This is a genomic window from Halomonas dongshanensis, assembly GCF_024790395.1.
GTDB lineage: Bacteria > Pseudomonadota > Gammaproteobacteria > Pseudomonadales > Halomonadaceae > Vreelandella > Vreelandella dongshanensis.
Genome location: NZ_JAJISC010000004.1, coordinates 51,805 through 75,817 on the forward strand (window position 1 = coordinate 51,805; position 24,013 = coordinate 75,817).

General features: G+C 58.5%; 24 protein-coding genes and 1 pseudogene. 18 read left to right on the top strand and 7 right to left on the bottom strand.

From position 1 onward, the window contains the following. Positions 1–100: 100 nt before the first annotated feature. Positions 101–625, top strand: a complete 525-nt coding sequence (locus tag LLY24_RS09325) for an invasion associated locus B family protein (RefSeq protein ID WP_259036023.1) — start codon at positions 101–103, stop codon at positions 623–625. 104 nt (positions 626–729) lie between these two features. On the opposite strand, the gene LLY24_RS09330 is transcribed toward LLY24_RS09325, so the two are convergent. Continuing rightward, positions 730–1,779 (bottom strand): threonine aldolase family protein, encoded by a 1,050-nt coding sequence (locus tag LLY24_RS09330; RefSeq protein ID WP_259036024.1) that lies wholly within the window; start codon positions 1,777–1,779, stop codon positions 730–732. 154 nt (positions 1,780–1,933) lie between these two features. Further along, positions 1,934–3,955, bottom strand: a complete 2,022-nt coding sequence (locus LLY24_RS09335; protein WP_259036025.1) for an NADPH-dependent 2,4-dienoyl-CoA reductase — start codon at positions 3,953–3,955, stop codon at positions 1,934–1,936. 224 nt (positions 3,956–4,179) lie between these two features. Between LLY24_RS09335 and LLY24_RS09340 the strand changes: the two genes are divergently transcribed. Next, a complete protein-coding gene (locus LLY24_RS09340; RefSeq protein ID WP_259036026.1) occupies positions 4,180–5,097 on the top strand; it encodes a DMT family transporter in 918 nt (305 codons plus the stop codon). 100 nt (positions 5,098–5,197) lie between these two features. After that, complete coding sequence (locus tag LLY24_RS09345) at positions 5,198–6,766, top strand: bifunctional GNAT family N-acetyltransferase/carbon-nitrogen hydrolase family protein (RefSeq protein ID WP_259036027.1); 1,569 nt, start codon at positions 5,198–5,200, stop codon at positions 6,764–6,766. Between the two features lie 122 nt (positions 6,767–6,888). Here the strand turns inward: LLY24_RS09345 and LLY24_RS09350 are convergent, their stop codons facing one another. Continuing rightward, positions 6,889–7,185 (bottom strand): MGMT family protein, encoded by a 297-nt coding sequence (locus tag LLY24_RS09350; protein WP_259036028.1) that lies wholly within the window; start codon positions 7,183–7,185, stop codon positions 6,889–6,891. 213 nt (positions 7,186–7,398) lie between these two features. On the opposite strand from LLY24_RS09350, the gene LLY24_RS09355 reads away from it, so the two are divergent. Continuing rightward, a complete protein-coding gene (locus LLY24_RS09355) occupies positions 7,399–8,178 on the top strand; it encodes an acetoin reductase (protein WP_259036029.1) in 780 nt (259 codons plus the stop codon). 94 nt (positions 8,179–8,272) lie between these two features. On the opposite strand, the gene LLY24_RS09360 is transcribed toward LLY24_RS09355, so the two are convergent. Further along, on the bottom strand, positions 8,273–9,727 hold the full coding sequence (locus LLY24_RS09360) for an alanine/glycine:cation symporter family protein (RefSeq protein WP_259036030.1): 1,455 nt from the start codon (positions 9,725–9,727) through the stop codon (positions 8,273–8,275). Positions 9,728–9,920: 193 nt separating this feature from the next. Between LLY24_RS09360 and LLY24_RS09365 the strand changes: the two genes are divergently transcribed. Beyond that, positions 9,921–10,706 (top strand): M90 family metallopeptidase, encoded by a 786-nt coding sequence (locus LLY24_RS09365; protein ID WP_259036031.1) that lies wholly within the window; start codon positions 9,921–9,923, stop codon positions 10,704–10,706. Between the two features lie 165 nt (positions 10,707–10,871). On the opposite strand, the gene LLY24_RS09370 is transcribed toward LLY24_RS09365, so the two are convergent. Beyond that, positions 10,872–11,783 (bottom strand): LysR family transcriptional regulator, encoded by a 912-nt coding sequence (locus LLY24_RS09370; protein WP_259036032.1) that lies wholly within the window; start codon positions 11,781–11,783, stop codon positions 10,872–10,874. Positions 11,784–11,912: 129 nt separating this feature from the next. On the opposite strand from LLY24_RS09370, the gene LLY24_RS09375 reads away from it, so the two are divergent. After that, positions 11,913–12,989 carry a tartrate dehydrogenase gene (locus LLY24_RS09375; RefSeq protein ID WP_259036033.1) on the top strand — a complete coding sequence of 359 codons (1,077 nt, stop codon included), beginning with the start codon at positions 11,913–11,915 and terminating at the stop codon, positions 12,987–12,989. Between the two features lie 96 nt (positions 12,990–13,085). On the opposite strand, the gene wrbA is transcribed toward LLY24_RS09375, so the two are convergent. Continuing rightward, entirely contained in the window at positions 13,086–13,685 is a 600-nt protein-coding gene (gene wrbA, locus LLY24_RS09380) for an NAD(P)H:quinone oxidoreductase (protein WP_259036034.1), read from the bottom strand. Between the two features lie 224 nt (positions 13,686–13,909). Here wrbA and LLY24_RS09385 point away from each other — a divergent pair, with 224 nt between their 5' ends. From LLY24_RS09385 to LLY24_RS09415, 7 genes are all read left to right on the top strand, one after another. Further along, complete coding sequence (locus LLY24_RS09385; RefSeq protein WP_259036035.1) at positions 13,910–14,353, top strand: hemerythrin domain-containing protein; 444 nt, start codon at positions 13,910–13,912, stop codon at positions 14,351–14,353. A gap of 183 nt (positions 14,354–14,536) precedes the next feature. Beyond that, complete coding sequence (locus tag LLY24_RS09390) at positions 14,537–15,517, top strand: succinylglutamate desuccinylase (RefSeq protein WP_259036036.1); 981 nt, start codon at positions 14,537–14,539, stop codon at positions 15,515–15,517. Between the two features lie 140 nt (positions 15,518–15,657). Next, positions 15,658–16,428, top strand: a complete 771-nt coding sequence (locus LLY24_RS09395) for an ABC transporter ATP-binding protein (protein WP_259036037.1) — start codon at positions 15,658–15,660, stop codon at positions 16,426–16,428. 14 nt (positions 16,429–16,442) lie between these two features. Beyond that, positions 16,443–17,141: an ABC transporter permease gene (locus LLY24_RS09400; RefSeq protein WP_259036038.1), complete on the top strand. Its 699-nt coding sequence runs from the start codon at positions 16,443–16,445 to the stop codon at positions 17,139–17,141. 3 nt (positions 17,142–17,144) lie between these two features. Further along, positions 17,145–17,876 carry an ABC transporter permease gene (locus LLY24_RS09405; protein ID WP_259036039.1) on the top strand — a complete coding sequence of 244 codons (732 nt, stop codon included), beginning with the start codon at positions 17,145–17,147 and terminating at the stop codon, positions 17,874–17,876. Positions 17,877–18,002: 126 nt separating this feature from the next. Beyond that, positions 18,003–18,770 carry a transporter substrate-binding domain-containing protein gene (locus LLY24_RS09410; RefSeq protein WP_259036040.1) on the top strand — a complete coding sequence of 256 codons (768 nt, stop codon included), beginning with the start codon at positions 18,003–18,005 and terminating at the stop codon, positions 18,768–18,770. Between the two features lie 241 nt (positions 18,771–19,011). Next, a complete protein-coding gene (locus LLY24_RS09415) occupies positions 19,012–19,806 on the top strand; it encodes a TraX family protein (RefSeq protein WP_259036041.1) in 795 nt (264 codons plus the stop codon). A 27-nt stretch (positions 19,807–19,833) separates the two neighbouring features. On the opposite strand, the gene LLY24_RS09420 is transcribed toward LLY24_RS09415, so the two are convergent. After that, positions 19,834–21,009 (bottom strand): MFS transporter, encoded by a 1,176-nt coding sequence (locus tag LLY24_RS09420; RefSeq protein WP_259036042.1) that lies wholly within the window; start codon positions 21,007–21,009, stop codon positions 19,834–19,836. A 481-nt stretch (positions 21,010–21,490) separates the two neighbouring features. Here LLY24_RS09420 and LLY24_RS09425 point away from each other — a divergent pair, with 481 nt between their 5' ends. The 5 genes and pseudogenes from LLY24_RS09425 to LLY24_RS09435 all read left to right on the top strand — a co-directional run bounded on the left by LLY24_RS09425 (position 21,491) and on the right by LLY24_RS09435 (position 23,997). Next, positions 21,491–21,670 (top strand): hypothetical protein, encoded by a 180-nt coding sequence (locus tag LLY24_RS09425; protein WP_259036043.1) that lies wholly within the window; start codon positions 21,491–21,493, stop codon positions 21,668–21,670. Positions 21,671–21,887: 217 nt separating this feature from the next. Further along, entirely contained in the window at positions 21,888–22,016 is a 129-nt protein-coding gene (locus LLY24_RS18385) for a hypothetical protein (protein ID WP_427854558.1), read from the top strand. 40 nt (positions 22,017–22,056) lie between these two features. Then, positions 22,057–22,248 (top strand): annotated as a pseudogene (locus LLY24_RS18390) (GntR family transcriptional regulator); the annotation flags it as partial. Positions 22,249–22,272: 24 nt separating this feature from the next. Further along, complete coding sequence (locus LLY24_RS09430) at positions 22,273–23,385, top strand: aminotransferase-like domain-containing protein (RefSeq protein ID WP_259036044.1); 1,113 nt, start codon at positions 22,273–22,275, stop codon at positions 23,383–23,385. 348 nt (positions 23,386–23,733) lie between these two features. After that, complete coding sequence (locus LLY24_RS09435; RefSeq protein WP_259036045.1) at positions 23,734–23,997, top strand: hypothetical protein; 264 nt, start codon at positions 23,734–23,736, stop codon at positions 23,995–23,997. Positions 23,998–24,013: the final 16 nt, after the last annotated feature.

The window sequence follows — 24,013 nt, forward strand, 5'->3', positions numbered from 1 at the left end:
AGACCCGCCTTGTGTTCGAATGCGCAGTGATGTGAGGCCCCACGGCGACCGCTCTGGGTTGCCCTTTTAACGTTAGGTTGAAGCCAGGAGAAGTAACCCTATGCCGATTCGTCGTACGTTGATGACCGTTCTACTGCCGCTTGTCGCCGCCGCCGCAGCCGCTTCGACGGCTCAGGCCCAGCAGCAGGGTGCGTCGAACGCCGAGACGCAACGCTTCCAGGATTGGGAAGTGAGCTGCTCCGCCGAAGGCGGCCAGCAGCAAGGTGGCTGTATCATGCGCCAGATGATCAATAACCCGGATAGCAACGACCCCCTGATGAGTGCTGTCGTTGCCTACTCCCCTCAGGCACAGGCCTCGGTACTGGCCTTCATGTTGCCGCTGGGAGTGAACTTGGCACCCGGCATGCAGCTTCAGGTAGATGGCAACGAGCCGGTCGGCTTCCCCTACCAATTCTGCATGGAACAAGGGTGCCGCGCCGATTTGCCCTTGGAGTCGAGCCTGCTTCAGCAACTGCGTAGCGGCAATAGCGCCACCGTCAGCGCCATCGCACCAGACGGCCAGCGCCTCGATCTGGACCTGTCACTGATGGGCTTTACCAGCGCAAGCCAGCAGGTCATCCCATAAGACTTGATATATAAGGCTAACGCTAGCCACCCATGTACTATCAAACCGCCAGCCCTTCGAGGCTGGCGGTTTTACGAGCGCAGGTAAAAACGCACTAGCGCATTTTAAAGCCGACTCATCGCCTCGCGAACATCGTCGAGGAGTTGGTCGAGCAGCTCGACGGTGGTGTTCCAGGCGCACACGAAACGCGCGCCGCCTGCACCGATGAAGGTGTAGAAGGTCCAGCCCTTGGCTTTCAAGGCCTCGATAGCCAGGGGCGGAAGCTCGACGAACACGCTGTTGGCCTGGGTGGGAAACATCAGCGATACGCCCGGAAGCGCCTGCAGACCTTCGGAAAGATAGCGCGCCATGGCGTTGGCGTGCTCGGCGTTGGTGCGCCAGGCACCGCTTTCGAGTAGCCCAAGCCAGGGGGCGGATACGTAGCGCATCTTGGAAGCGAGCTGGCCCGCCTGCTTGCAGCGGTAAGAGAAGTCTTCGGCGAGCTCGCGATTGAAGAACAAAATCGCCTCGCCAAAGGCAAGCCCGTTCTTGGTGCCGGAGAAGCACAGCGCATCCACGCCCACCTGCCAGGTCAGCTCGGCCGGTGAGGCATTCAGGCTCACGCAGGCGTTGGCAAAGCGCGCGCCGTCCATGTGCAGGCGCAAGTCGTGCTTGTCGGCCATGGCGCGAATGGCCATCAGCTCGTCGCGGGTGTAGACCGTGCCTACCTCGGTGGCCTGGGTCAGCGAGATCACCTTGGGCTTGGGGTAGTGAATGTCGCTACGCTTGGTGACCAGCGCCTCGATGCCCTGAGGCGTGAGCTTGCCGTTCGCCCCTGGGGACGTGAGCAGCTTGGCGCCGTTGGAGAAGAACTCAGGTCCGCCACACTCATCGGTCTCGATATGTGCCAGCTCATGACAGATGACGCTATGGTAGCTGCGCCCCATTGCCGAGAGCGCCAGGGAGTTGGCCGCGGTGCCATTGAAGACGAAAAAGACGTCACACTCGAAGTCGAACATCTGACGAAACCGGTCGGCCGCCATGGCGGTCCAGCGGTCGTTGCCGTAGGCGAGATCGTCGCAACGGTTGGCTTCGTTAAGATATTCCATCGCCTCCGGGCAGATGCCCGAGGTGTTGTCACTAGCGAGAAAACGCGGGGTACACTCCGAGGTCATGACGCGGGTCCTTATGCTGACGGTCTTGCGGGGTCGGCTGGGTGCCACCGCCCCTTAGGGCCCCCACTTTAGTACAAGGCGGGGGGCTCAGCAGTCTAGCGCCATTTAAACCCTTGCGTCACCGCAAAGTATCAACGCGCCTCGCACAGCGACCCTATAGCGCTGCCGCCAGTCGCGTGCCCTGGTCGATCGCCCGCTTGGCATCGAGCTCGCCCGCCTCATCGGCGCCGCCGATCACATGCACCCCACGTCCCTGGCTGCGAAGTGGCGCTATGAGCTCGCGCACCGACTCTTGGCCTGCGCACACCACGATCGTATCCACCGCCAAGCAGGTCTCTTTATCGTCATGGCGGATGTGCAGGCCCTGTTCGTCGATCTTGAGGTATTCGCAGCCCGCGAGGGTTTTCACCCCACGCTGTTTGAGCGCGGCGCGGTGTACCCAGCCGGTGGTTTTGCCCAGCCCCTTACCGGGCTTCGACGCCTTGCGCTGGAGCATGACGATCTGGCGCGCAACCTGTGGCACCTCGGGTGGGGAAAGCCCACCACGTTCGGTGACGCCAAGATCGACCCCCCATTCACGGCACCAGGCATCGATGGAGAGACTCGGGTGGTCGCTATGGGCGAGCAGCTCGGCAACGTCGAAGCCAATGCCGCCAGCGCCAATGATCGCCACGTTCACGCCTACCCGCTCGGGGTGCTCGATCGCCTCGGCGTAGCTCACTACACTTGGATGATCAGCCCCGGGCAGCGTCAGGGCACGCGGCGCTACTCCGGTGGCCAGAATCACATCGTCGAACTCGATGAGCTCATCAGCCCTCGCCTCGCTATTCAAGCGAACGTCGACGCCATACTTGGCGAGCATCACCTGGAAGTAGCGCAGGGTCTCGTTGAACTCCTCCTTACCGGGAATGCGCCGCGCGTAGTTGAACTGGCCACCCAGCGCCTCTCTTCTTTCGAAGAGCGTCACTTTATGCCCACGGCTGGCCGCCGTCACCGCCGCCGAGAGCCCCGCTGGCCCCCCACCGACTACGGCAATGCGCCGCACGCTGCGGGCAGGCTGAATGAGAAGCTCGGTTTCGTGACAGGCGCGCGGGTTGACCAGGCACGAGGTCAGCTTGCCCGCAAAGGTATGATCCAGACACGCCTGGTTACAGGCGATACAGGTGTTGATCTCTTCGGCCTTGCCTGCCTTGGCCTTGGCTACCCAGGCCGGATCGGCGAGAAAGGGCCGCGCCATGGAAACCATATCCGCGTGCCCCTCGGCCAGCACGCGCTCGGCGGTTTCCGGCATATTGATGCGGTTAGTGGTGATCAAGGGAATCGACAGCGCCGCACGCATGCGCCGAGTTACCTCGGTGAAGGCCGCCCGCGGCACGCTGGTGACGATGGTGGGCACTCGCGCTTCGTGCCAGCCGATGCCGGTATTGACGATATCCGCCCCTGCTGACTCGACCGCCCGACCGAGGGCCACGATCTCCTCCCAGCTACTGCCCTCCTCCACCAGATCGATCATCGACAGCCGGAAGATCACCACGAAGCGCTCGCCCACCGCCGCGCGAATACGCCGCACGATCTCCAAAGCAAAACGCGCGCGATTGTCGAAGCTTCCGCCCCATTCGTCGTCGCGCTGGTTGGTGCGCAGGCAGAGAAACTGATTGATCAGGTAGCCTTCGGAGCCCATGACCTCGACCCCGTCGTAGCCTGCCTGCTGCGCCAAGCGCGCGCAGCGCACATAGTCGTCGATTTGGCCCTCGACCTCCGCGCTCGACAGCGCCCGAGGCACGAAGGGGTTGATCGGCGCCTGTAGCGCCGACGGGGCAACGAGCGCCGGTGAATAGGCATAGCGCCCGGCGTGGAGAATCTGTAAGCAGATATGTCCGCCCTCGGCATGCACGGCTTCGACGACCTGGCGGTGTTCATCGAGATGAGCGTCATCGGTCAGCGCATGCGCGCCTTCGAACACCGCGCCTTCCGGGTTCGGCGCGATGCCTCCGGTCACGATCAAACTCACCCCTTGGCGAGCACGTTCGGCGTAGAAGGCGGCCAGGCGTGCGAAGCCATCGGGGGCTTCTTCTAGATTGGTGTGCATCGAGCCCATGAGTACGCGATTGGGCAGGGTCAAATGCCCTACCTGCAAAGGGCTAAAGATATGCGGGTAAGCGGCGTCACGGGGCATCACGGTCTCCGGTCATCGACAGGCACGTTGGTTGTTATTCGGTGGTTTCTTATTAGACAAGCGCATTCAAACAAGCGTATGACATCCTATCGATGGCGTACAGCGTCACGTGTGGCGTCAGCGGGTAGGACACGTCGATAGCTTCGAGGCCCCTTGCCGCAGGCGGTGTTTCAGGTCACATTAGCCGACGATAAATAACCGGCTAACAAACAAGGGTTTCCTGCATGCCACTGATCTACTTCCTGCCGCCGCTCGTCACCGTTCTGATCTGGTCCGGCAACATGACCATCAATCAGCTCACGGTAGGCACCATCGCGCCGAGCAGTATCGCCTTTTTGCGCTGGCTGCTGGCGCTGGCGGTGCTGACGCCGTTCGTTCTGCCTGCGGCGTGGCGTCAGCGTCAAGAGATCAAGCGCCAGTGGCCCAAGCTCGCCTTTTTGGGGCTACTTGGCATGGGACTGTGGCAAGGGCTCGCCTATGTCGCGGCGGAAACTACCTCGGCCACTAACATGGGGATTCTGGCCGCCATGGTGCCGCTTCTCACCGTACTGCTTAGCGCCCTGGTGCTGCGCGAAGCCCCCACGCGCGGCGGCGTGCTTGGGGGCGTGCTGGCTTTCTGCGGCGTGCTGGTACTGCTTGGCAAGGGCAACCCGCTATCGCTTTTAAACCTCGACGTTGCCCGTGGCGATGCGCTGATGGTCGTGGCCGCGACCTGCTACGCGCTCTACGGCGTCATGCTCAAGCGCTGGGCGATGAACCTTTCGCCCTGGGTGATGCTCTATAGCCAAGTCTGTTTTGCGGTGCTGTTCTTGCTACCTCCTTATCTGCTCGGCCCCATGACGCCCATCGACGGCCAGAACATCGGCCTGATTCTCTATGCGGGCATTCCCGCGTCGGTCATCACCACCTTTTTGTGGATGCGTGCCGTGCGCCAGATCGGCGCCAACCAGGCGAGTATCTTCATCAACCTGATGCCGCTTTTCAGCGCGCTCATCGCCATGGCGCTGCTCGGCGAGCAAGTAGCCACGTTCCACTTTCTTGGCGGGGCGCTGATTCTGGCCGGGGTGATCATGGCCCAGACGCTGACGGCGCCGCTGGTGGCGGGTATCGCCGCTAAACGCCCGAGCGAGGCGAAGCGCTGAACCTTCAGTGCATGCGGCGCAGCACATAGCGCAAGGCAGCGACCGTTACGACAGTGCTACAATCGAGCGCTTTTCATACTGCTGACTGGGAACCCCTGATATGTCCCTTGAAGAACTGCATCTGAATCTCCGCAACTTGACGAGCGACGACTACGATCAGCTCAAGACATTGATGGACGCGGTGTATCACGACATCGGTGGCGCTTGGCCCAAGCTCACCATCGACAAGCTGATTCAGGAATTTCCCGACGGCCAGATCGCCATCGAAGACGACGGCGTGATCGTCGGCGTCGCTCTGACCGTACAGGTGGACTACGACGAGTTCTCCAACCCGCACAAGTACGACGACCTCATCGGTCATCGCGAGATCATCCTCAATAACACCGAGGGTGATGCGATGTACGGGCTCGACGTGCTGATCCACCCCGACTACCGTGGCTACCGCCTCGGCCGACGCCTTTACGAGGCCCGCAAGGAGCTCTGCCGCTCGCTCAACATGCGCGCCATCTTGGCCGGTGGGCGTATCCCCGAGTACCACCAATACGCCAGCGATCTTTCACCGACCCAGTACATCGACAAGGTGTCGCGTAAAGAGATCTACGACCCCATTTTGTCGTTCCAACTGGCCAACGACTTCCAGGTCAAACGCCTGCTGCGCAAGTACCTCCCCGAAGACGAGCAGTCCAAGGGCTACGCGACTCTGCTCGAGTGGAACAACATCCTCTTCGAGCCGGCCGAAAGCGTGCTCGACACTCGCCCGACCCAAGTGCGCGTGGGCGCCGTGCAGTGGCAGATGCGTGAGTTCGACTGCGTCGAGGCCGCGCTCAAGCAGATCGAGTACTTCGTCGATGCGCTCTCCGACTACCAGAGCGACTTCGCGCTGTTCCCAGAGCTGTTCAACGCGCCCCTGATGGGGCTGCAAGATCGAGCCGCCCAACAGGATCAAATGGCGGCGGTACGCTTTCTGGCAGGCTTCACCGAGCGCTTCAAGGCCGAGCTTTCGCGCATGGCGGTCTCCTACAACATCAATATCGTCGGCGGCTCGATGATCGAGGTGGGTGAGGACGACAAGCTCTACAACGTGGCCTACCTGTTCCACCGCGACGGCGACGTCGAAAAGCAGGCCAAGCTGCACATCACCCCACAGGAGCGTCGCGACTGGGTCATCGAAGGCGGCGACAATCTCCAGGTATTCGATACCGACGCGGGGCGCGTGGGCATTTTGATCTGCTACGACGTCGAGTTCCCCGAGCTCGGGCGCCTACTCGCTGATCAGGACATGGATATCCTCTTCGTCCCCTTCTGGACCGACACCAAGAACGGCTATCTGCGCGTGCGCCACTGCGCCCAGGCCCGCGCCATCGAAAACGAGTGCTACGTGGTCGTCTGCGGCAGCGTTGGCAACCTCCCCTCGATCGAGAACCTGGACATTCAGTACGCGCAGTCGGCGGTATTCACGCCGTCCGATTTTGCCTTCCCCCACGACGCCGTGCTGGCCGAAACCACGCCCAACACCGAGATGATCCTGTTCTCGGATCTCGACCTGACGCGTTTGACCGTAGTCCGCGCCGAAGGCTCGGTGACCAACCTAAAAGACCGCCGCAAGGATCTTTTTGATCTACGCTGGCGCGACTGGTCGCTGAAATCGGGCAACACGCCTCAAAGCTAACAGTTGCCCAAGCTAGCGACTTTCACTACTAGCGACTGAAAAAAACGAGACGCACCAACGAAGCGGCCGCCTCATGATAAGGCGGCCGCTTCGTTATCGTTGTCGCGATAGCACGCTGAAAACTAGGGCCAGAGCAGATGCGCAGGCACCTTCCCCGAGACATCGAAGGTTACGCCTTCGGCGCGAAGCAGTTCGTGCTGGCGCTGGGCGCTGTCGTGATCGGCGAGCTTACGGGTGGCCGCTATCACCCGGTGCCAGGGCAGCGTATGGCCTTCCGGCAGATGACGCATGGCCGAACCCACCGAGCGCGCCGTCGCGCCCTCGGTCATGGCGGCGATGCGCCCATAGGTGGTCACCCGCCCCGCCGGAATTTGATCGACGATGGTGTAAATCTGCTCCAGCAGTTCAGGGCGCGGCATGTTCATGCTCCTAGACGTGTTTTTCCAGACGAATGTTCAGATTCTGAAGTGATTTCAGATCTGGGCTGCAGGCCTATGCGCTGCCTCAAATAAAATTATATTAGCTTTTATTTTAATGCCATTTACATCATACATTAGACTATGGTAAAGCATTAAATGCTACACGTAGCTAAAATAGCATAGAGTCAAACCTTATTTTCAGGAGGTAATGTGATGGCGATTAATGGAAAAGTAGCGCTAGTTACTGGTGCGGGTCAGGGGATCGGCCGGGCAATAGCATTACGGCTGGCAAAAGATGGGGCAAACATTGCGCTGGTAGATCTGAAAGACGATAAAATTAAAGCAGTAGCAGAGGAAATTACAGCGTTGGGACGTAAGGCTGTAACCTTTACTGCTGATGTGAGTGACCGTGATGCTATCTTTGCTGCCGTAGATTTTGCGGAAAAGGAGCTAAACGGCTTTGACGTTATTGTCAATAACGCAGGTATCAGTCAAGTAAACCCAATATTGAAAGTGTCTCCAGAAGAAGTCGATAAAATTTTTAAAATTAACGTGCAAGGGACATTATGGGGCATTCAAGCTGCGGCAGAAAAATTTAAAGCCCGTCAGCAAAAAGGCAAAATCATTAATGCTGCCTCTATAGCTGGCCATGAAGGGTTTGCTCTACTAGGCGTATACTCGTCAACCAAGTTTGCCGTGCGTGCGCTTACCCAAGCTGCTGCAAAAGAACTAGCAAGTTCTGGCATTACCGTCAATGCATACTGCCCGGGCGTTGTTGGCACTGATATGTGGGTGGATATTGATAAAAGGATGTCAGAAGAAACGGGTGCCCCAATTGGTGAAACCTATGATAAATATGTTGGCGGCATTGCGTTGGGTCGTGCCGAAACACCGGACGATGTTGCTTCTTTCGTTTCTTATCTGGCAGGCCCAGATTCTGACTATATGACAGGTCAGGCACCACTGATCGATGGCGGCTTGGTTTACCGTTAATCATTTAACGTCAACTAGAGGTAATGGAAAAAGCCAGCAGTATATAAGCTGGCTTTTTTGTTAGCGGTGTAAAACCATCTAGCCGATCATTGGTTTATGGCTTTTTGCGCGGCCACGCCTTGGGGTCGACCTTGTTGGCAAGCTGGGGGAATTGGCTCGGATCGAAGGTCGGCTCTTTACCCGCCTTGAGTTGGCGATCGTAGTCGTTGAGCAGAGCAAAGGCGATCGGCGACAAGAACAGAATCGCCACCAGGTTAATGATCGCCATCATGCCCATCGACAGATCGGCGAAGTTCCAGATAGCCCCTAGGCTTGCCACCGACCCCACCATCACCATCGCCAGTACCGCAAAGCGGTACAGCAGCACCGCCAAGGGCGCACGACGACCAGCAAGGTATTCGATATTGCTTTCGCCATAGGAGTAGTTGGCGATCACCGAGGTGAAAGCAAACAGCAAGATCGCCACGGCGACGAAGATGCTGCCCCAGTCGCCTACGTGGGTAGATAGAGCCAGCTGAGTAAGCTGGATACCGTTGGCCTCGTTGTCCGTCATCAGCTCCGGCCCCGCCATGATGATGATGGCGGCGGTCGCGGTACAGATCACGAGGGTATCGAGGAAGACGCCGAGCATTTGGATGAAGCCCTGGGCTGCCGGATGGTTCGGCTTGGTGGACGCCGTGGCCGCCGCGTTGGGCGCCGAGCCCATACCCGCCTCGTTGGAGAAGAGCCCGCGCTGGATACCGTTGATGATCGCCTGCGAAATGGCGTATCCCATGGCGCCGCCCGCTGCCTGCTCGATACCAAAGGCATGGCGGAAGATGGTCATGATTGCCTCGGGGAAGTCACTGATGTTCAGCACCACGACCGTGAGCGCGAGGATCAGGTAGAGCAGCGCCATGAGTGGCACCACGAGTTCGGCGACTTTCGCCACCGACTTGAGGCCACCGAAGATGATCGGCGCGACCACGACCATCAGCGCCACGCCCACGGCCCAGGTGGGCACGTCGAACGCCTGCTCCATGGCCAGCGCAATGGAATTGGCCTGTACGCTATTGAAAGCCAGACCAAAGGCGATGATCAGGCAGATCGAAAACAGCACCGCCAGCCAGCGTAGTCCCATGCCGCGCTCGATGTAGCGCGCTGGGCCACCACGGAAGGTGTTGTCACCGTGATCGGTCTTATAAACCTGCGCCAGCGACGACTCGATGAAGCTCGTCGCCATACCCACCATGGCGGTCACCCACATCCAGAAGATCGCGCCTGGGCCGCCGTAGAACATCGCCACGGCGACCCCGGCAAGGTTCCCTGTACCCACGCGGGCGGCCAAGCTGGTCGATAGCGCCTGGAAGGAGGAGATACCCTCGCTGGCATCGCGCGACGTGCGCAGCAGCTTGAACATGTGGGTGAAGTAGCGCAGCTGAACGGCACGCGTCATCACGGTGAAATAGAGGCCCGCGCCGATCAGAAGATAGATCAGCACGTTGTTCCATAGCAGCCCGTTACCGCGATCGACGAAGGACGTGAACAGTCCCGGCAGTGAAAAATCCATATGACCGATACCCTTGTTAGTACGCTAAAGTAAGTACGTTAAAGGCGCCCCATTGTTCATGGCTGCACCAAAATGGCAAGAAGATTGGCGAAAAGCGTCAACTTTTGCCATCATCGCTCGGCGCCATCGACTCTTCGTCTGGCATGATAAAGATAAGCACGCTCGCCACATTCTGCTGGAAAGGTTATCCCGCATGCTTCGGTGGTTAAAACGCTCCGCCTCCCCTTTTTCGCCGCGCGCTTGGTGCCAGGCGTGCCAGCGTCTGCCGCTGCTGGCAACGCTCACGCCCACCGAAGCGACGCTTCTGGGCGAGCGTGCCAGCCGCTTTCTCGCGACCAAACGCCTGACGCTGCATCCCGAGCTCGCCGACACCCCTTTCGATGATATCGACCAGCTCGCCTTGGCCGGTCAAGCATGCCTATTGACCCTGGGCTGGAGCCAAACCGAGCACCGCGAAGCCTTCGCCAACGTCCACGAGATCGTCATCCTGCCCGACGGCTTCACCCGTGAGCTAGAGGAGATGGACGAGTTCGGCGTAGTGCACCAGATCAAGGATGAGCGCGCTGGCGAAACCTCCTACCAGGGGCCTGTGGTCGTCGCCTACACCGACCTTGCCCAAAGCGGCGACTTCACCGGCTTCAACGTGCTCATCCACGAGCTTGCCCATAAACTCGACATGGGTAACTCCATGGATATTGACGGCTTCCCGCCGCTGCCGCGCTCGCTCCCTCCGGCCCAGTGGCATGGGGTGTTCACTGAGGTATGGGATGATCTGAATCGCTGCGTGAACGCGGGCATCGAGCCCCCCATCGACGACTACGCCGCCAGCCACCCCGGCGAGTGCTTCGCGGTCTGCTGCGAATACTTTTTTACCGCCCCGCACACGCTCCAGCGCGCCTACCCGGCCCTTTACGACCTGCTCTGCCACTACTTCAACCAAAGGCCGCTGATACGCTGGGAGAGCCTAGCCAACGCTTAGGCTCAGTATGTAAAGTGTCTGCGCTCGACAATACGGCGTTAAAAATTGACTCAGAATACTCATTTACTACGTGTAAACTCCGCTTCTTCATCAATTTTTTCCTTGTCTTGTCTTCGCTCGACGACTTTTCATACCGACCCTAGAGACTGGGAAAGCGCTACAGATTCAAGGCAGCGCGGGCACCCGCCCAATCATCTCCGACTGAAGAAACGCGATCCAGGCGCGCACGCGCTCCGGCACGTGCTCGCGCTGTTCGAATACCGCGTAGAAATCCGCACGCACGCCCTGCCAGGCAGGCAGCAGCTCGATGAGTTCGCCCTGGGCCAGATAGTCGTGCACGTCCCACCAAGAACGCAGCATGATGCCGTGGCCATCGAGCGCCAGGCGAGTCGTTACTTCGGCATCGTTGCTGGCCAGAAAGCCGCGCACCTTCACCGCCTCTTCCCGATGCGGTGCACGGTTTTGAACAAAGCGCCAAACGGGAAAGTCGCTGTCGTTTTCGCGCACTACCAGACAGGCGTGGCGCTGTAGATCGGAGGGTGACGCAAGCGGCGGCTGACGCGCGACATAGGCAGGCGAAGCACAAAGCACCCGGCGATTGGCCAGCAGACGCGTGGCAACGAGACGCGAATCCGGCGGCTCACCGACGCGAATCCCTACGTCGAAGCCGTGATCGCTCAGGTTGAGGGGAAAGTTGGTCAGCTCAAGCCAGCCCTCGAGCCCCGGATGCAGCGCGCAAAAACGCGAAAAGAGTGGCGCCACGTGGCGACGGCCAAAGCCGAAGGTCGCGTTGATGCGAAGCCGACCGCTAACGCCCTTTCGCGCTACCAGCGCCCCTTCGAGAGCATTCAGCTCATCCAAAATACGTCCGCCCTGGGCCACGTAGCGTTCGCCCTCGGCGGTTAACGTCAAGCGCCGGGTAGTGCGCGTGGCAAGCGTTACTCCCAGCCGCGCTTCGAGCAGCTTCAAACGTTTACTCACCGCCGATAACGAAAGTCCCAGCTCTCGCGCCGTTGCCGTTAGGCTCCCGGCACGCGCCAACTGGTGAAAAAAAGCCAGATCATCCAGAGCGCTCACGCCACTCTCCACTTCAGCGCAACAATAGCTTGCTTTATAGACGGATTATCTTCTCTGCTTCGAGCGCTACACTGCAAGCACAGAGTTTGCTGTACCCATGATAATGTCACCACCCACAGGAGCTACGCCATGAGCCATCGTATCGCCGTCATCGCCGGAGACGGCATTGGTACCGAAGTGATGCCCGAAGGGCTGCGCGTCGTCGAAGCGGCCGCCAAGCGCTTCGGCATCGATATTGCCTTTACCACCTTCGACTTCGGCAGCTGCGACTACTACCTCGCCCACGGCCAAATGATGCCGGACGACTGGTTCGAACAACTCAAGGACTTCGATGCGCTGTTCTACGGCGCCGTCGGCTGGCCCGAAAAGGTGCCGGACCATATCTCTCTGTGGGGCTCGCTGATCCAGTTCCGCCGCCGGTTCGATCAGTACGTCAATCTGCGCCCCTGCAAACTAATGCCGGGCATCAAAAGCCCGCTGGCCGGTCGCGAGCCCGGCGACATCGATTTCTACGTAGTGCGCGAAAACACCGAAGGCGAGTACTCCAGCATCGGCGGCAAGATGTTCGAGGGTACCGAGCGCGAAGTGGTGATCCAGGAGACGGTAATGAGCCGCACCGGCGTCGATCGCGTACTCAAGTACGCCTTCGACCTGGCGCAGACTCGCCCGCGTAAGAAGCTCACCTCGGCCACCAAGTCCAACGGCATCTCCATTACCATGCCCTACTGGGACGAGCGCGTAGCGGAAATGGCCAAGGCCTACCCCGATATCGAAGTCGACAAGTTCCACATCGATATCCTGACCGCGAACTTCGTCCTTCACCCCGACTGGTTCGACGTGGTGGTGGGCAGCAACCTCTTCGGCGACATTCTCTCCGACCTGGGCCCCGCCTGTACCGGCACCATCGGCATTGCGCCCTCGGCCAACATCAACCCGGAGGGCAACTTCCCGAGCCTGTTCGAACCCGTACACGGCAGCGCCCCGGACATCGCAGGCAAAGGCATCGCCAACCCCATCGGCCAGATCTGGTCCGGGGCAATGATGCTCGAACACTTGGGCTACAAAGAAGCAGGCGACGCCATCGTCACCGCCATCGAAGCGGTACTTTCTGAGGGCGACCAAAACGTCCTCACCCGCGACGTGGGCGGCCAAGGCACGACCGAAAGCCTGGGCAAGGCAATTGCCGAGCGCCTTGCTCGCGGCTAAGTCGCGCCAAGGCACTATCGAGCATGCGTAAACACGCCTCGCAGGTGTTGCTCTGCGAGGCGTTGCGCTATGAGCGGATGCTTATAGTGGGGGTATTCAGCTGGCGAGTTTCACGCTGATTTTCGCCACATGCTCGCCCTGAAAGCGCGCAAGCTTGAGTTCGCGTTCGCTTGGTTGGCGGGAGCCGTCGCCGCCGGCGATGGTAGCGGCGCCGTAGGGGTTACCCCCGCTCACTTCGGAGATATCGAACTGCTCTTCGATGCCGTAACCGATGGGAACGATGACCATGCCGTGGTGGGCGAGCGTGGTCCAGGTGGAGGTCACGGTCATCTCTTCGCCGCCACCGGTGCCGGTCGAGGTGAATACACTCGCCACCTTGCCGCGCAGCGCGCCCTTGGCCCATAGGCCGCCGGTTTGATCGAAGAAGGTGCGCATTTGCCCGGACATGTTGCCAAAGCGTGTCGGCGTTCCCACGATAATGGCGTCGTAATCGGCAAGCTCCTGGGGCGTGGCCTCTTCGGTGGCGAAGTCCTGCTTGCCTCCAGCGTTCTTATAAGCCTCTTCCGGCATGGTTTCGGGTACGCGTTTGACCGTTACCTCGACGCCATCGACGCGCTTGGCGCCCTCCGCCACAGCCTGGGCCAGCGTATCGACGTGGCCGTACATGGAGTAATAGAGAACCAATACCTTTGTCATCATTCGCTCCTGTTTACAGTTTCTCGTTTTTACTTCCCGCTTTCCTAACCTTACGAATAAGCTTTCCAAGTTAAAAATAGACAAATTAACGATGAATTAAAGCAAATGTTTTCGCATTCGAGATTCGATCTTATCGTTTGTTTTTGTGCCTTGACGTTTGCACACCCTTGAGAAGCTGACTAACTTTTTTCTAACCCGTCATGTTCACGCAAGGAGGTAGGCACATGAATATTTTCGAAGCACTGCGCAAGGATCACGACGTACAGCGCGACCTTATGGCGCGCCTGGTAGAAACCCACGGCGATAGCGAAGAGCGCGACACGCTCTATCAGCAGGTGAAAAAAGAGCTGCAATACCACGCTGCCGCCGAAGAGCGCGCTTTCTATATCCCGCTAATGGAGCTCGATCTCACGCAGGAGAAAGCGCGCCACAGCGTCGCCGAACATCACGAAATCGACGAGCTGATCGAACTGCTAGATGAAACCGACTACAGCGCCAGCAACTGGTTAGTGCACGCCAAGGAGCTTCAACACTTGGTCACTCATCATCTGGACGAGGAAGAGCAGGAAGTCTTCCAACTGGCGGGGCGCGGTTTAAAAAACAACCAGAAAAGCTCGCTTGCCAACGAGTACGAAGAGGAGATGGAGCGCCAGCGCCACGCCTCTTGAGGTTTTTTTAAAAAGGCCTTTTACTCAGGCTATCTATACAGACGTCCCCAAAGATATTCCCCCCAAAGGCGCTTACATCCAAGCGCCTTTGCTTTGCCTAGATTCGACGCCGCTGTTGGGATCGCGTATTCGCCATGGTAATGATAAACCTACAACAACGACCGATAACGTAGAGGCCTTCGCATGCTCGACTCCTGGCTCGACTGGGCACTGGATGATCACCCGCCCACGCAGACAAGCGGCTCGCTGTCTGGCGGGACCTATCAATTGCTGGCCCCGGGCGTCATGGCGCTTACTCCAGCGCACATAGCCCCCGCTGCCCACGCCTGCATTTTTTCCGCCGCCATCCACGGCAACGAGACCGCACCAGTGGAGATTCTGGGCGCTTGGCTTGCCGAGTTAGAGAGCGGCCACCGCACGCTGAACGCGCCGGTGCTGGTGATCTTGGGCAACCTGCCTGCGCTCAAGCAGCAGACTCGCTTCGTATCCACCAACCTCAACCGCCTGTTCGATCGGCAAATGCAGGCCGAAGGCGCCGAGCCGGATCGCGCGCGGGAGTTGATGGCTATCGTGGACGCCTTTTACGCACGCCACTCGGCGCTGCCCAAGCTGCACTACGACCTCCACACGGCCATTCGCGAAAGTCGCTACCCGCGTTTCGTGGTCGAACCCTTTGCCGCCACTCCAACAGAGGACGCGCAGTGGCAGTGGCTTGCCGGAGCAGGCATGCAGGCGGTGCTCCACCAGCATCGCCCCAGCGCTACGTTTTCGCGCTACAGCAAGCACTACCACGGCGCCCAGGCGTTCACGTTCGAGCTTGGCCGCGTTGCCGCCTTCGGCCAAAACGACCTTGCGCCGCTGGCGCCCATGCAGCGTCTTTTGGGCGAGCTAAGCGAAGGCAAGCGCCCTACCGCAGGCGATGCGTCAGCGCTGGCTTTCTTTCGGGTCGAGTGCGAACTCATGCGGGAAAGCGATGACTTCAGGTTCTTTTTTGCCGATGACGTGGCCAACTTCACCCGCTTTGAACCGGGTGCGCCCATCGCCTACGACGCAAGCACAGGCGAGACGCTAGTCGGCGAGACGCCCTGGCATGTAGTATTCCCCAATGCACGCGTCGAGCGCGGTGCGCGCGCCGCCCTTCTCGCCGTAGAGGTCGATCGCTAAGCCCTAACCATCATGCCCAGTGCGTGCTTACAAAACACATGTTTACGCAAAGGGGCTGGAAAAATATCGCCAGGGGGGCGCATTTTGAGCCCATCCTGATAGAATCGCCTCTTTTTTTCGCGCCAACTGGAGCTCCTGTCATGGCCGATACGCCTACGCCTCTTGAGGTGCGTAACATCAAAAAGCGCTTTGGCGATACGGAAGTCCTCAAAGGGCTCTCCCTGCAAGCCCAAAAAGGCGACGTCATCACCCTGATCGGCGCCTCGGGCTCGGGCAAGAGCACCTTTCTACGCTGTATGAACCTGCTGGAGCAGCCCGACGACGGCGAGCTGTTCGTCCACGGCGAGCGCATCGCGTTCAAATATACCAAACACGGACGTGAACCCCAGGATTGGAAGCAGGTGGTGCGCATGCGCGCCAAGCTCTCCATGGTATTTCAGAGCTTCAATCTCTGGGCGCACATGACGCTACTGGAAAACATCATCGAGGCGCCGGTGCATGTGCTCGGCAAGAGCAAGCGCGAGGCTACCGAGCACGCCATGAGCCTGCTCGAACGCGTCGGCTTGACCCATCGCGCCAAGGCCTACCCGGCGCAGATGTCAGGGGGGCAACAGCAGCGCGGCGCTATCGCACGCGCCCTGGCCATGGATCCGGAAGTCATGCTGTTCGACGAGCCCACGTCAGCGCTCGACCCCGAACTCGTTGGTGACGTGCTCAAGGTCATGCGTGACCTGGCTAACGAAGGCCGCACCATGATCGTGGTCACCCACGAGATGAGCTTCGCCCGCGACGTGTCGAGCAAGGTCGTCTACCTCCACCAGGGCCTGGTCGAAGAAGCCGGTACGCCCGAGGAGGTATTGGGTAACCCGCAATCGCCACGGCTCAAGCAGTTTCTGGCGCCCAAGTACTGATCACGAGGCTCACCATGCTCGATTTGCAAGGTTATGGTCCCCGGTTGATCGAAGGGGCCGGTGTCACCGTTCAACTCGCGGTTCTCTCGCTGCTGCTGGCGGTTTTTCTAGGGCTTTTGACCGCCATCGCCAAGATGTCGCGCCACTGGTTCTTGCACCGTATCGCCACGCTCTACACCACGGTGATTCGCGGCGTGCCGGATCTGGTGTTGATGCTGCTTTTATTCTACGGCGGTCAGATCGGCGTCAACGCCATCAGCGACATGCTCTACGACCATTTCGATATCGACATCTACTTCAGCTTCGACGCCTTCGCCGCCGGGGTGTTGACCATCGGCTTCATCTTCGGCGCCTACATGGGCGAAACCTTCCGCGGCGCCTTCATGGCGGTTGATAACGGCCAGATCGAAGCGGGTAAGGCCTACGGCATGAGCAGTGTCTTGGTCTTTCGGCGCATTCGCTTTCCGCAAATGATGCGCCACGCCCTTCCCGGGCTTTCGAACAACTGGATGGTGCTATTGAAGACCACGGCGCTGGTCTCGGTGATTGGCCTGACCGACATGGTGCGCGTGGCCGCCGAAGCCTCCCGCGCGACCCACGAACCCTTCGTGTTCCTGGTGCCAGTGGCCGTGGCCTATTTGCTCATCGCCAGTGTCACCGAATGGATTTTTGCCTGGCTGCAAAAGCGCTACAACGTCGGTTACGGGGAGTAGACCATGGTAGATGTGAACGCTTGGCTCAACGACCTGCTGGCAGGCAACAAGATTTTTACCCCGGCCACCATGGCCCACTATTGGGAAGGGCTCGTAACCACCACGCAGCTCGTTTTCGTCTCGCTCATCATTGGCTTGGTGCTCGCGGTGCCGTTGGCCATCATGCGCAGCTCCAAGCGCAAGTGGATCAGTCTGCCGGTCTACGCCTACACCTACGTTTTTCGCGGCACCCCGCTGCTCATTCAGCTCTATATCATCTATTACGGCGTGGTGTTCTTCGACGGCATTCAGGAGAGCTTCCTGTGGCCGATATTCCGTGAAGCCTTCTACCCGGCACTCATTGCGTTCACGCTCAACACTGCGGCCTACACCACGGAGATCTTTCGTGGTGCCATCAAAGCCACCAGCAAAGGTGAGATCGAGGCGGCGCGGGCCTATGGTATGTCCGAAAGCCTACTCATGCGGCGCATCGTCATTCCCAGCGCATTTCGCCGCGCCCTGCCCGCCTACGGTAATGAAGTGATCTTCATGCTTCATGCCAGCGCCATCGCCAGCGTAGTGACGCTGATGGATTTGACCGGTGCCGCCCGCTACGTCTACTCGCGCTTCTACACGCCCTTCGAGCCGTTCTTGTTCGTGGCGCTGATCTATCTGTGTTTAACCTTCGCTATTTTGTTCTTCTTCCGTTTCCTGGAGAAACGCCTGCTCGCGCACCTGCCATCGCAGTCGGCGTGAGCAGGCCGCGATTGCGTCAAACGAACGTTGGCTTTAAGAGCGCGGTGCTCTTTCCGCCGCCGCCAAGCTGGGTTACGTTAGAGAGGACGTTCTACCAATGAATCCGTTTCACGAGGGAGTTGAACAATGAAAAAACTGCTATCGGTATCTCTGATCGGCCTAGCGGTCGCCGCCGCCTCTAGTGCCCAGGCGCGCGACTACGACCACGTACGCATCGGCGTGGACGTACCCTACGTGCCTATGGAGTACCGCACACCTGAAGGCGAACTGACCGGTTTCGATATCGAGCTGGGTAACGCCCTGTGCGACGAGATCGGCGTTACCTGCGAATGGATCGAGCAGGAGTGGGACGGCATCATTCCAGGACTTTTGGCGCGTAACTACGACGCCGTTATGTCGTCGATGACCATCAATGACGAGCGCCGTCAGCAGGTGCTGTTCTCCGAGCCCTACATCACCATGCCCTCTGCCTGGTTCGCCCCAGCGAGCCTCGGCATCGACGAAGCCAATGAAGAGACGCTGGACGGCCTCACCATCGGCGTGCAGCGCGGCACCCTACAGGACAACTACGTGACCGATAACTTCGGTAGCGTTGCCGACATTAGCCGTTACTCTACCGCCGACGATATGGTGCTGGATCTTGACGCCGAGCGCCTGGACATCGTCTTCCTCGACTACCCGATTGGCCAGGCCACGCTGATCGAAAGCGAAGACGGCGACTACACCCAAATCGGCGAGCAGATCACCGAGCCCAAGGAGTACTTCGGTGACGGCTTCGGTATCGCCTTCCGTCAGCGCGACGAAGCACTGGCCGAGCGCTTCAACGAAGCCCTGGCCACGCTGAAAGAGAATGGCACCTTCGAAGAGATTCACAGCCGCTACTTCGGCGAGTGATGTATAGCCCTCTTCGCCGCCCGGCGAAGAGGGCTATATCACCACTGGCTTACTCAGCGCATGTTTACCCACGGAACGAGCGCTGCTTTGTTCGCTTTGCGTACTTTCTTCTTTACTCCCCTTTATTCCCTCCTCTGCTTGCCGCTTAGCTTTATCTCCCGACACGCATTCGTGCTAATTTCAGTGAACCCGATGCGCTCATCCGGGTCTTTAACTATTGTCATCATCACAAGGACGTCGTATGACCCCACTAGCCGCGCACGAGCGACCCTCTTCACACTGGACGGAATGGGGCCAGTGGCTTGCGCTGATCACCATGACCGTGGATCACCTCACGCGCTACGTCTTTCCAAGCGCCTGGGATCTGGCTTGGGCAGGCTCCTCCATCGGCCGCATCGCATTTCCGCTCTTTGCCGCCATGGTTGCCTGGCACGGGCTCTTCAATACCCGTAACCCGCTGCGCTACGCCCGGCGCATCCTGGTCATCGGCCTGGTCGCGCAGATTCCCTACACCATGATGCCGCGCGCCTCGGACGCTTTCATTTTCAACGTCTGCTTTACGCTCGCGAGTGGGTTAGCCCTCGGCACGCTGGTGCGGATGGGCTGGCAGCGCTACCTACAGCGCACGCTAGGGCTGCCCTGGCTAATGCTGGGCGCCGCCCTGGCGGTTACCGCCTGGTACGTACTCGGGTTCTGGGTGGAGTACGCCCACAACGGCCTACTGCTGATTCCGCTGTTCATGTTCGCCATGCACACGCTCAACCGCTGCGAACCTCACTTTCAGGCGCGGCTCTGGGCAGGGCTCAGCGCCTTCCCGGTGCTGTGGATAGCGGGTCAAATGAACGCCTCGGATATGGCCAAGTCTTTCACCGTCGGCACCTGCGTGGTGGTGCTGTTGCTCGCGGCGGGAGCCGCCCGGCGCGTCCCCAAGGTCGTCGTACAGATGCCGCGCAAGCTTTGGCTCGCCTGGTACCCCGGCCACTTCGCCTTGATCGCTCTGTGGCTTCTGTTGATTGGGCGAATCACCCTGGGGTAACGAAGAAAATATTGCCGCGTAAAGAGGTTAAAGAGTATCAACCGATGCCGTGAGCTTATTAGAATCTTCTGGACTCTTATGCCAGGCCCAGAACACAACTAGGGTTGAGATCAGCAGCGCACCGCCGAAGATAGCCATGGCCTGCAGCACTCCGTAGCGATCAGCCAAGACGCCGCTAGCGATGACAGGAATCGAGAAACCGACGTATGCATAGACAAAGAGACCTGCGGATGCCCGAGCACGTTCTTCAGATGATCGCATCGAGAACTCTGACAATGCTGCTAGGTAGGTAAAGCCATAACTGGACGCGCTCGTAAATGCGGCTCCAACAAGCACTAGTAAAATGGAGTGGCTCCAGCTGCCTGCAAGTAGCACCAAATAACCAAAGGGGGTTAAGAAGAATCCGAGGCCTAGTGCTATGGGGTTGCTCAGGCGTTTTGCTAAGGGCTGGCACAGAAATCCGATGAAAATAGCCAAGAAAATTACTAGCCCCGTCCAGTTGCCCAGATCATGTATCTGTAATTCCAAAGGAACAATTGCAATCGTCATGCCTGTGGTGGACCACGCGACTCCCATCGCAGCGCCATATGGCCAAGTGCTCGATGGAAATACGGGTAGTCGAAGTAAGGATACTGCTCTTGGTTCATCACATCGTGGCAGTCTGATCACAAGTAGTGCTAGTAGTGGAACAGCAACGAAGAGCAAAGCGAAACTAGAGGGAAAGAAGGTCTGTCCCTGTAATGACAGGCTAATGCCTGTCGCCAGAGCCCCACCACCAAAGCCCAACGTAGTCGATGATGTGACGATTAGGGCTGCGCGCTTCACCTGCTGCTCCCCCATAATCTCGGCCATGTATGCAGTTCCAGCTGTTGTAGCCAGTCCTGTGCCGACTCCGAGAAGGCATCTTGCCAGCACGAGCGAAATCCAGCCCGGCGCTACAACAAGAGCAAGCGTACCTATGCCTCCAAAAACAAGCGCCATGATAATCGGGATTCTGCGTCCGATCCTATCCGAAAGACCTCCAAGGAACACCAATGTGGGCATCAATCCGGCCACGTATGCTGCAAAGGCGACCGTCACTGCTGTCGCGCCCATCGTGCTCTCCGCCACATAGGCACTGTAAAGGGGTGCCTGAAGGTTGACCGCGAAAGTGACGGTGAAAAGGCACAATAAAAGCACGGTGACAGCAAATGATTTAGGCATCAGGCATTCTCTAATTACGGACTAAAAGGAGTTTGCCATTAGCAATTTTGCAGTACAATATTTTTATTGTACTAAATACACTTCATTTGAAGGCTACTGTTATTGGATGTGGAGTTCGTCCCCTGAAAATAGGCCAGGATATGGCCTCCACAACGACAGGGTGCATGGCATGGACGGCACCCGGATTCTAATCCTCGGCCTGGACCCTCAAGGATCAGCACTTGGATACCTCCGTATCTCCCCATCGCGTGGGCCTCTACGTCGAGACCGAGCTTGGCAACCGCTATCCCAAGTGCGGCAAGGGTTGTCCGCCCCATGTTTTTGCCAACAAGAGATGGCGGCACCCGAACTTCTTCAATCACCAGTGTTACCTGCACGTTCGGGGCCTCGCACCAGGTGCGCCAATCATGGCGCCAAGCATATTGAGATGCCCTAGGCACAGCCGGGCAGCGACTTCATCTTGCTGTCCGAGCAGGCGGCCATGTCTCTAATCGAGGCGATGCTGGTGCTTCCCATCTGTCGGCAGTTGGAGACCTCTAACAAGCGCCTGTGGCGCATCGTGCATAACTACATGCATCGCATGCTGGGCGATCTTGGCCTGTCCAGCGTCACCAAGGTCAGCGTGGAAGAGGTGCGCAGGAAGGAGCGCCGCGTCCGATAACAGAGTAATCAAGGAGAAGCTGCGCTGGATTCAGCAGACCTCTACGCCATGAGCCGCTAGATGGCTCATTACGAACTACCTTAAGATCACGAAAGCGGCGCTCCCAGAGAAGCCACAGTTGAAGCCGGTGGGTAATGCCCTGGCGATGCTGTAGCGGCATGCCAACGCGGCGGTCCGACTCTGTACCTCGGGGCTAACAAACGCTCGACGACAGGGGATTAACGGTCTATTCCAGGCTGCCAGGTCACGCGCACGCGGCTATCGAAACGAAGCCAACTTCATCGCCATGATCTACCTGATCGGCAGCCCGGTGAGCGGTCTGCTCGGTGAGGCCAAATCCACATGAAACGATAAGAACCCATTTAAATCCTTATACAGTGATCGAAATGCCCAAAACTCGTTACCTGCAACTTGCTGATGCCATCGCAAGGATGATTCACAAAGGGGACTTAGCGCCCGGAGAGAAGCTGCCCACGCACCGACAATTCGCACAGGAGCATGGAGTTGCCCTAGCAACCGCTACTCGCGCATATCGTGAGCTTGAAAATCTAGGTTTGATTGTTGGGGAGCGCGGTAGGGGGGTTTTCGTAAAGGACCCAAGTGTGCCTCTGACCCTTGGCGTCGAGCAAACTGCCGCCGATGGTCTGTTGGATCTCGTCTTCAATATGCCTGGAGCTGATTGTGATGTGGAATTTTTGCGTTCCGGCCTAAAACGCCTAGCTGCAGCCGGGGATCTGGAAGCTATGCTGCGTTATCAGCCACATGGCGGGCGTCCGCATGAGCGCCAGATCCTCGCCGACCACATAGCAAAGTTCTTGGGTGTGTTCCCTTGGGAGCAACTACTGATCGTCTCCGGCGCTCAACATGGGCTTTCAACAGTTGTATTCGGACTGCTCAAAATAGGCGAAACCGTAGCCACGGACGCCTTGACATATACTGGGTTTAAGACAATAGCTGCGCTGCACGGGCTTAACTTGACGGCGGTAGCCTCAAGAGAAGGAATGATGGATCCAGATGATCTCGATCGGCTGTGCCGGTGTGGAAAAATTAGAGCCGTTTATTTGATGCCTACGGTCCATAACCCTCTCGGCACAGTGATGAGCGAGGAGCGAAGACATCAGATCGTGGCGGTGGCCCGCAGACACGATCTCATCATAATCGAAGATGCGGCCTATGCATTCCTGGAGCCTTGCCCTCCTACGAGTCTTATCGAGCTCGCGCCAGAGAGGACCTTTCATGTCGGGGGTTTTTCAAAAAGCATCGGTACCGGATTGCGCCTCGGCTATGTCATCACTCCGAAAGATTACATGGATGTGCTCACGCTTGTCATCAGGGCCACAACATGGAATGTCCCGGCCATTATTTCAGCATTGCTCATTGGCTGGATTGAGGACGGCACTCTCGAGAAATCCGAGAAGAATCGCAGGCGCGATGGGGCCTACCGGCAGCAGATCTGTCGTGAACATCTAAAGGGAATTCCGATCGTAGCACATAAAAACGCAAGCTTTGCCTGGTTGCCGCTCGACAGAAAGCAGCGAGCCGAGCCAATCATCACCAGACTGATCGAAAAGGGCTTCGCGGTTTCAGGAGGAAGTGCTTTTGCAGTGACCGAGTCCGTGCCGCAGGCCCTTCGAATAGCATTCGGCGGCGTTAAGGAGGACCAGCTAAGAAAGGCACTGGATTGCGTTCGCGAGGAAATACTCTACGCTCAATAGCCCATTTACTTGGGCTCTTAGCCAGCGTGCCAGCCAACGGTCAACGCCGACTGAAAGAGTCCAATATGGGGTACGGCATTTTTCTTGGACTTTTACAGGTTGCGAGCTCTAGGTGTATGGTCCCAGGGTGTAATGATCTACCGTATAAGCCACTGTCGGAAGAAAATTCATGGCTCAGATACTTCACCAACGCGCCACGACCACGTACGTCACCCGAGAAAAGATACAGCGATCGACAGCTTTAGTCGCGGCGTTGAGTCAACGCCCCCAAAACCGTGCGCAACATGGCGTCAGCGGGCATCGGTTGAAGACGACAGGATGGGGCCAAAGGCGTCTTGCTCACCACCTATGACAGAAGCGGAAGAAGCTGCCACACCTTTCGGCGGAACGACACATCTACCACAGGACGACTATCTGTTCGCCCTGCAGCGCTTTATCCCGCACCTGACCCGCTCCAGCCTGCATCGCCTCTATCAGCGTCATGACATCAGCCGGTTAACACGTGAACCCGGACCACTTCGCTTTGATCGCTCTGTGGCTTCTGTTGATTGGGCGAATCACCCTGGGGTAATGAACGAAGGGCTTTCCCACTTGAAGAAGTTTCTCTTTTGATACAAACGCAAACGCC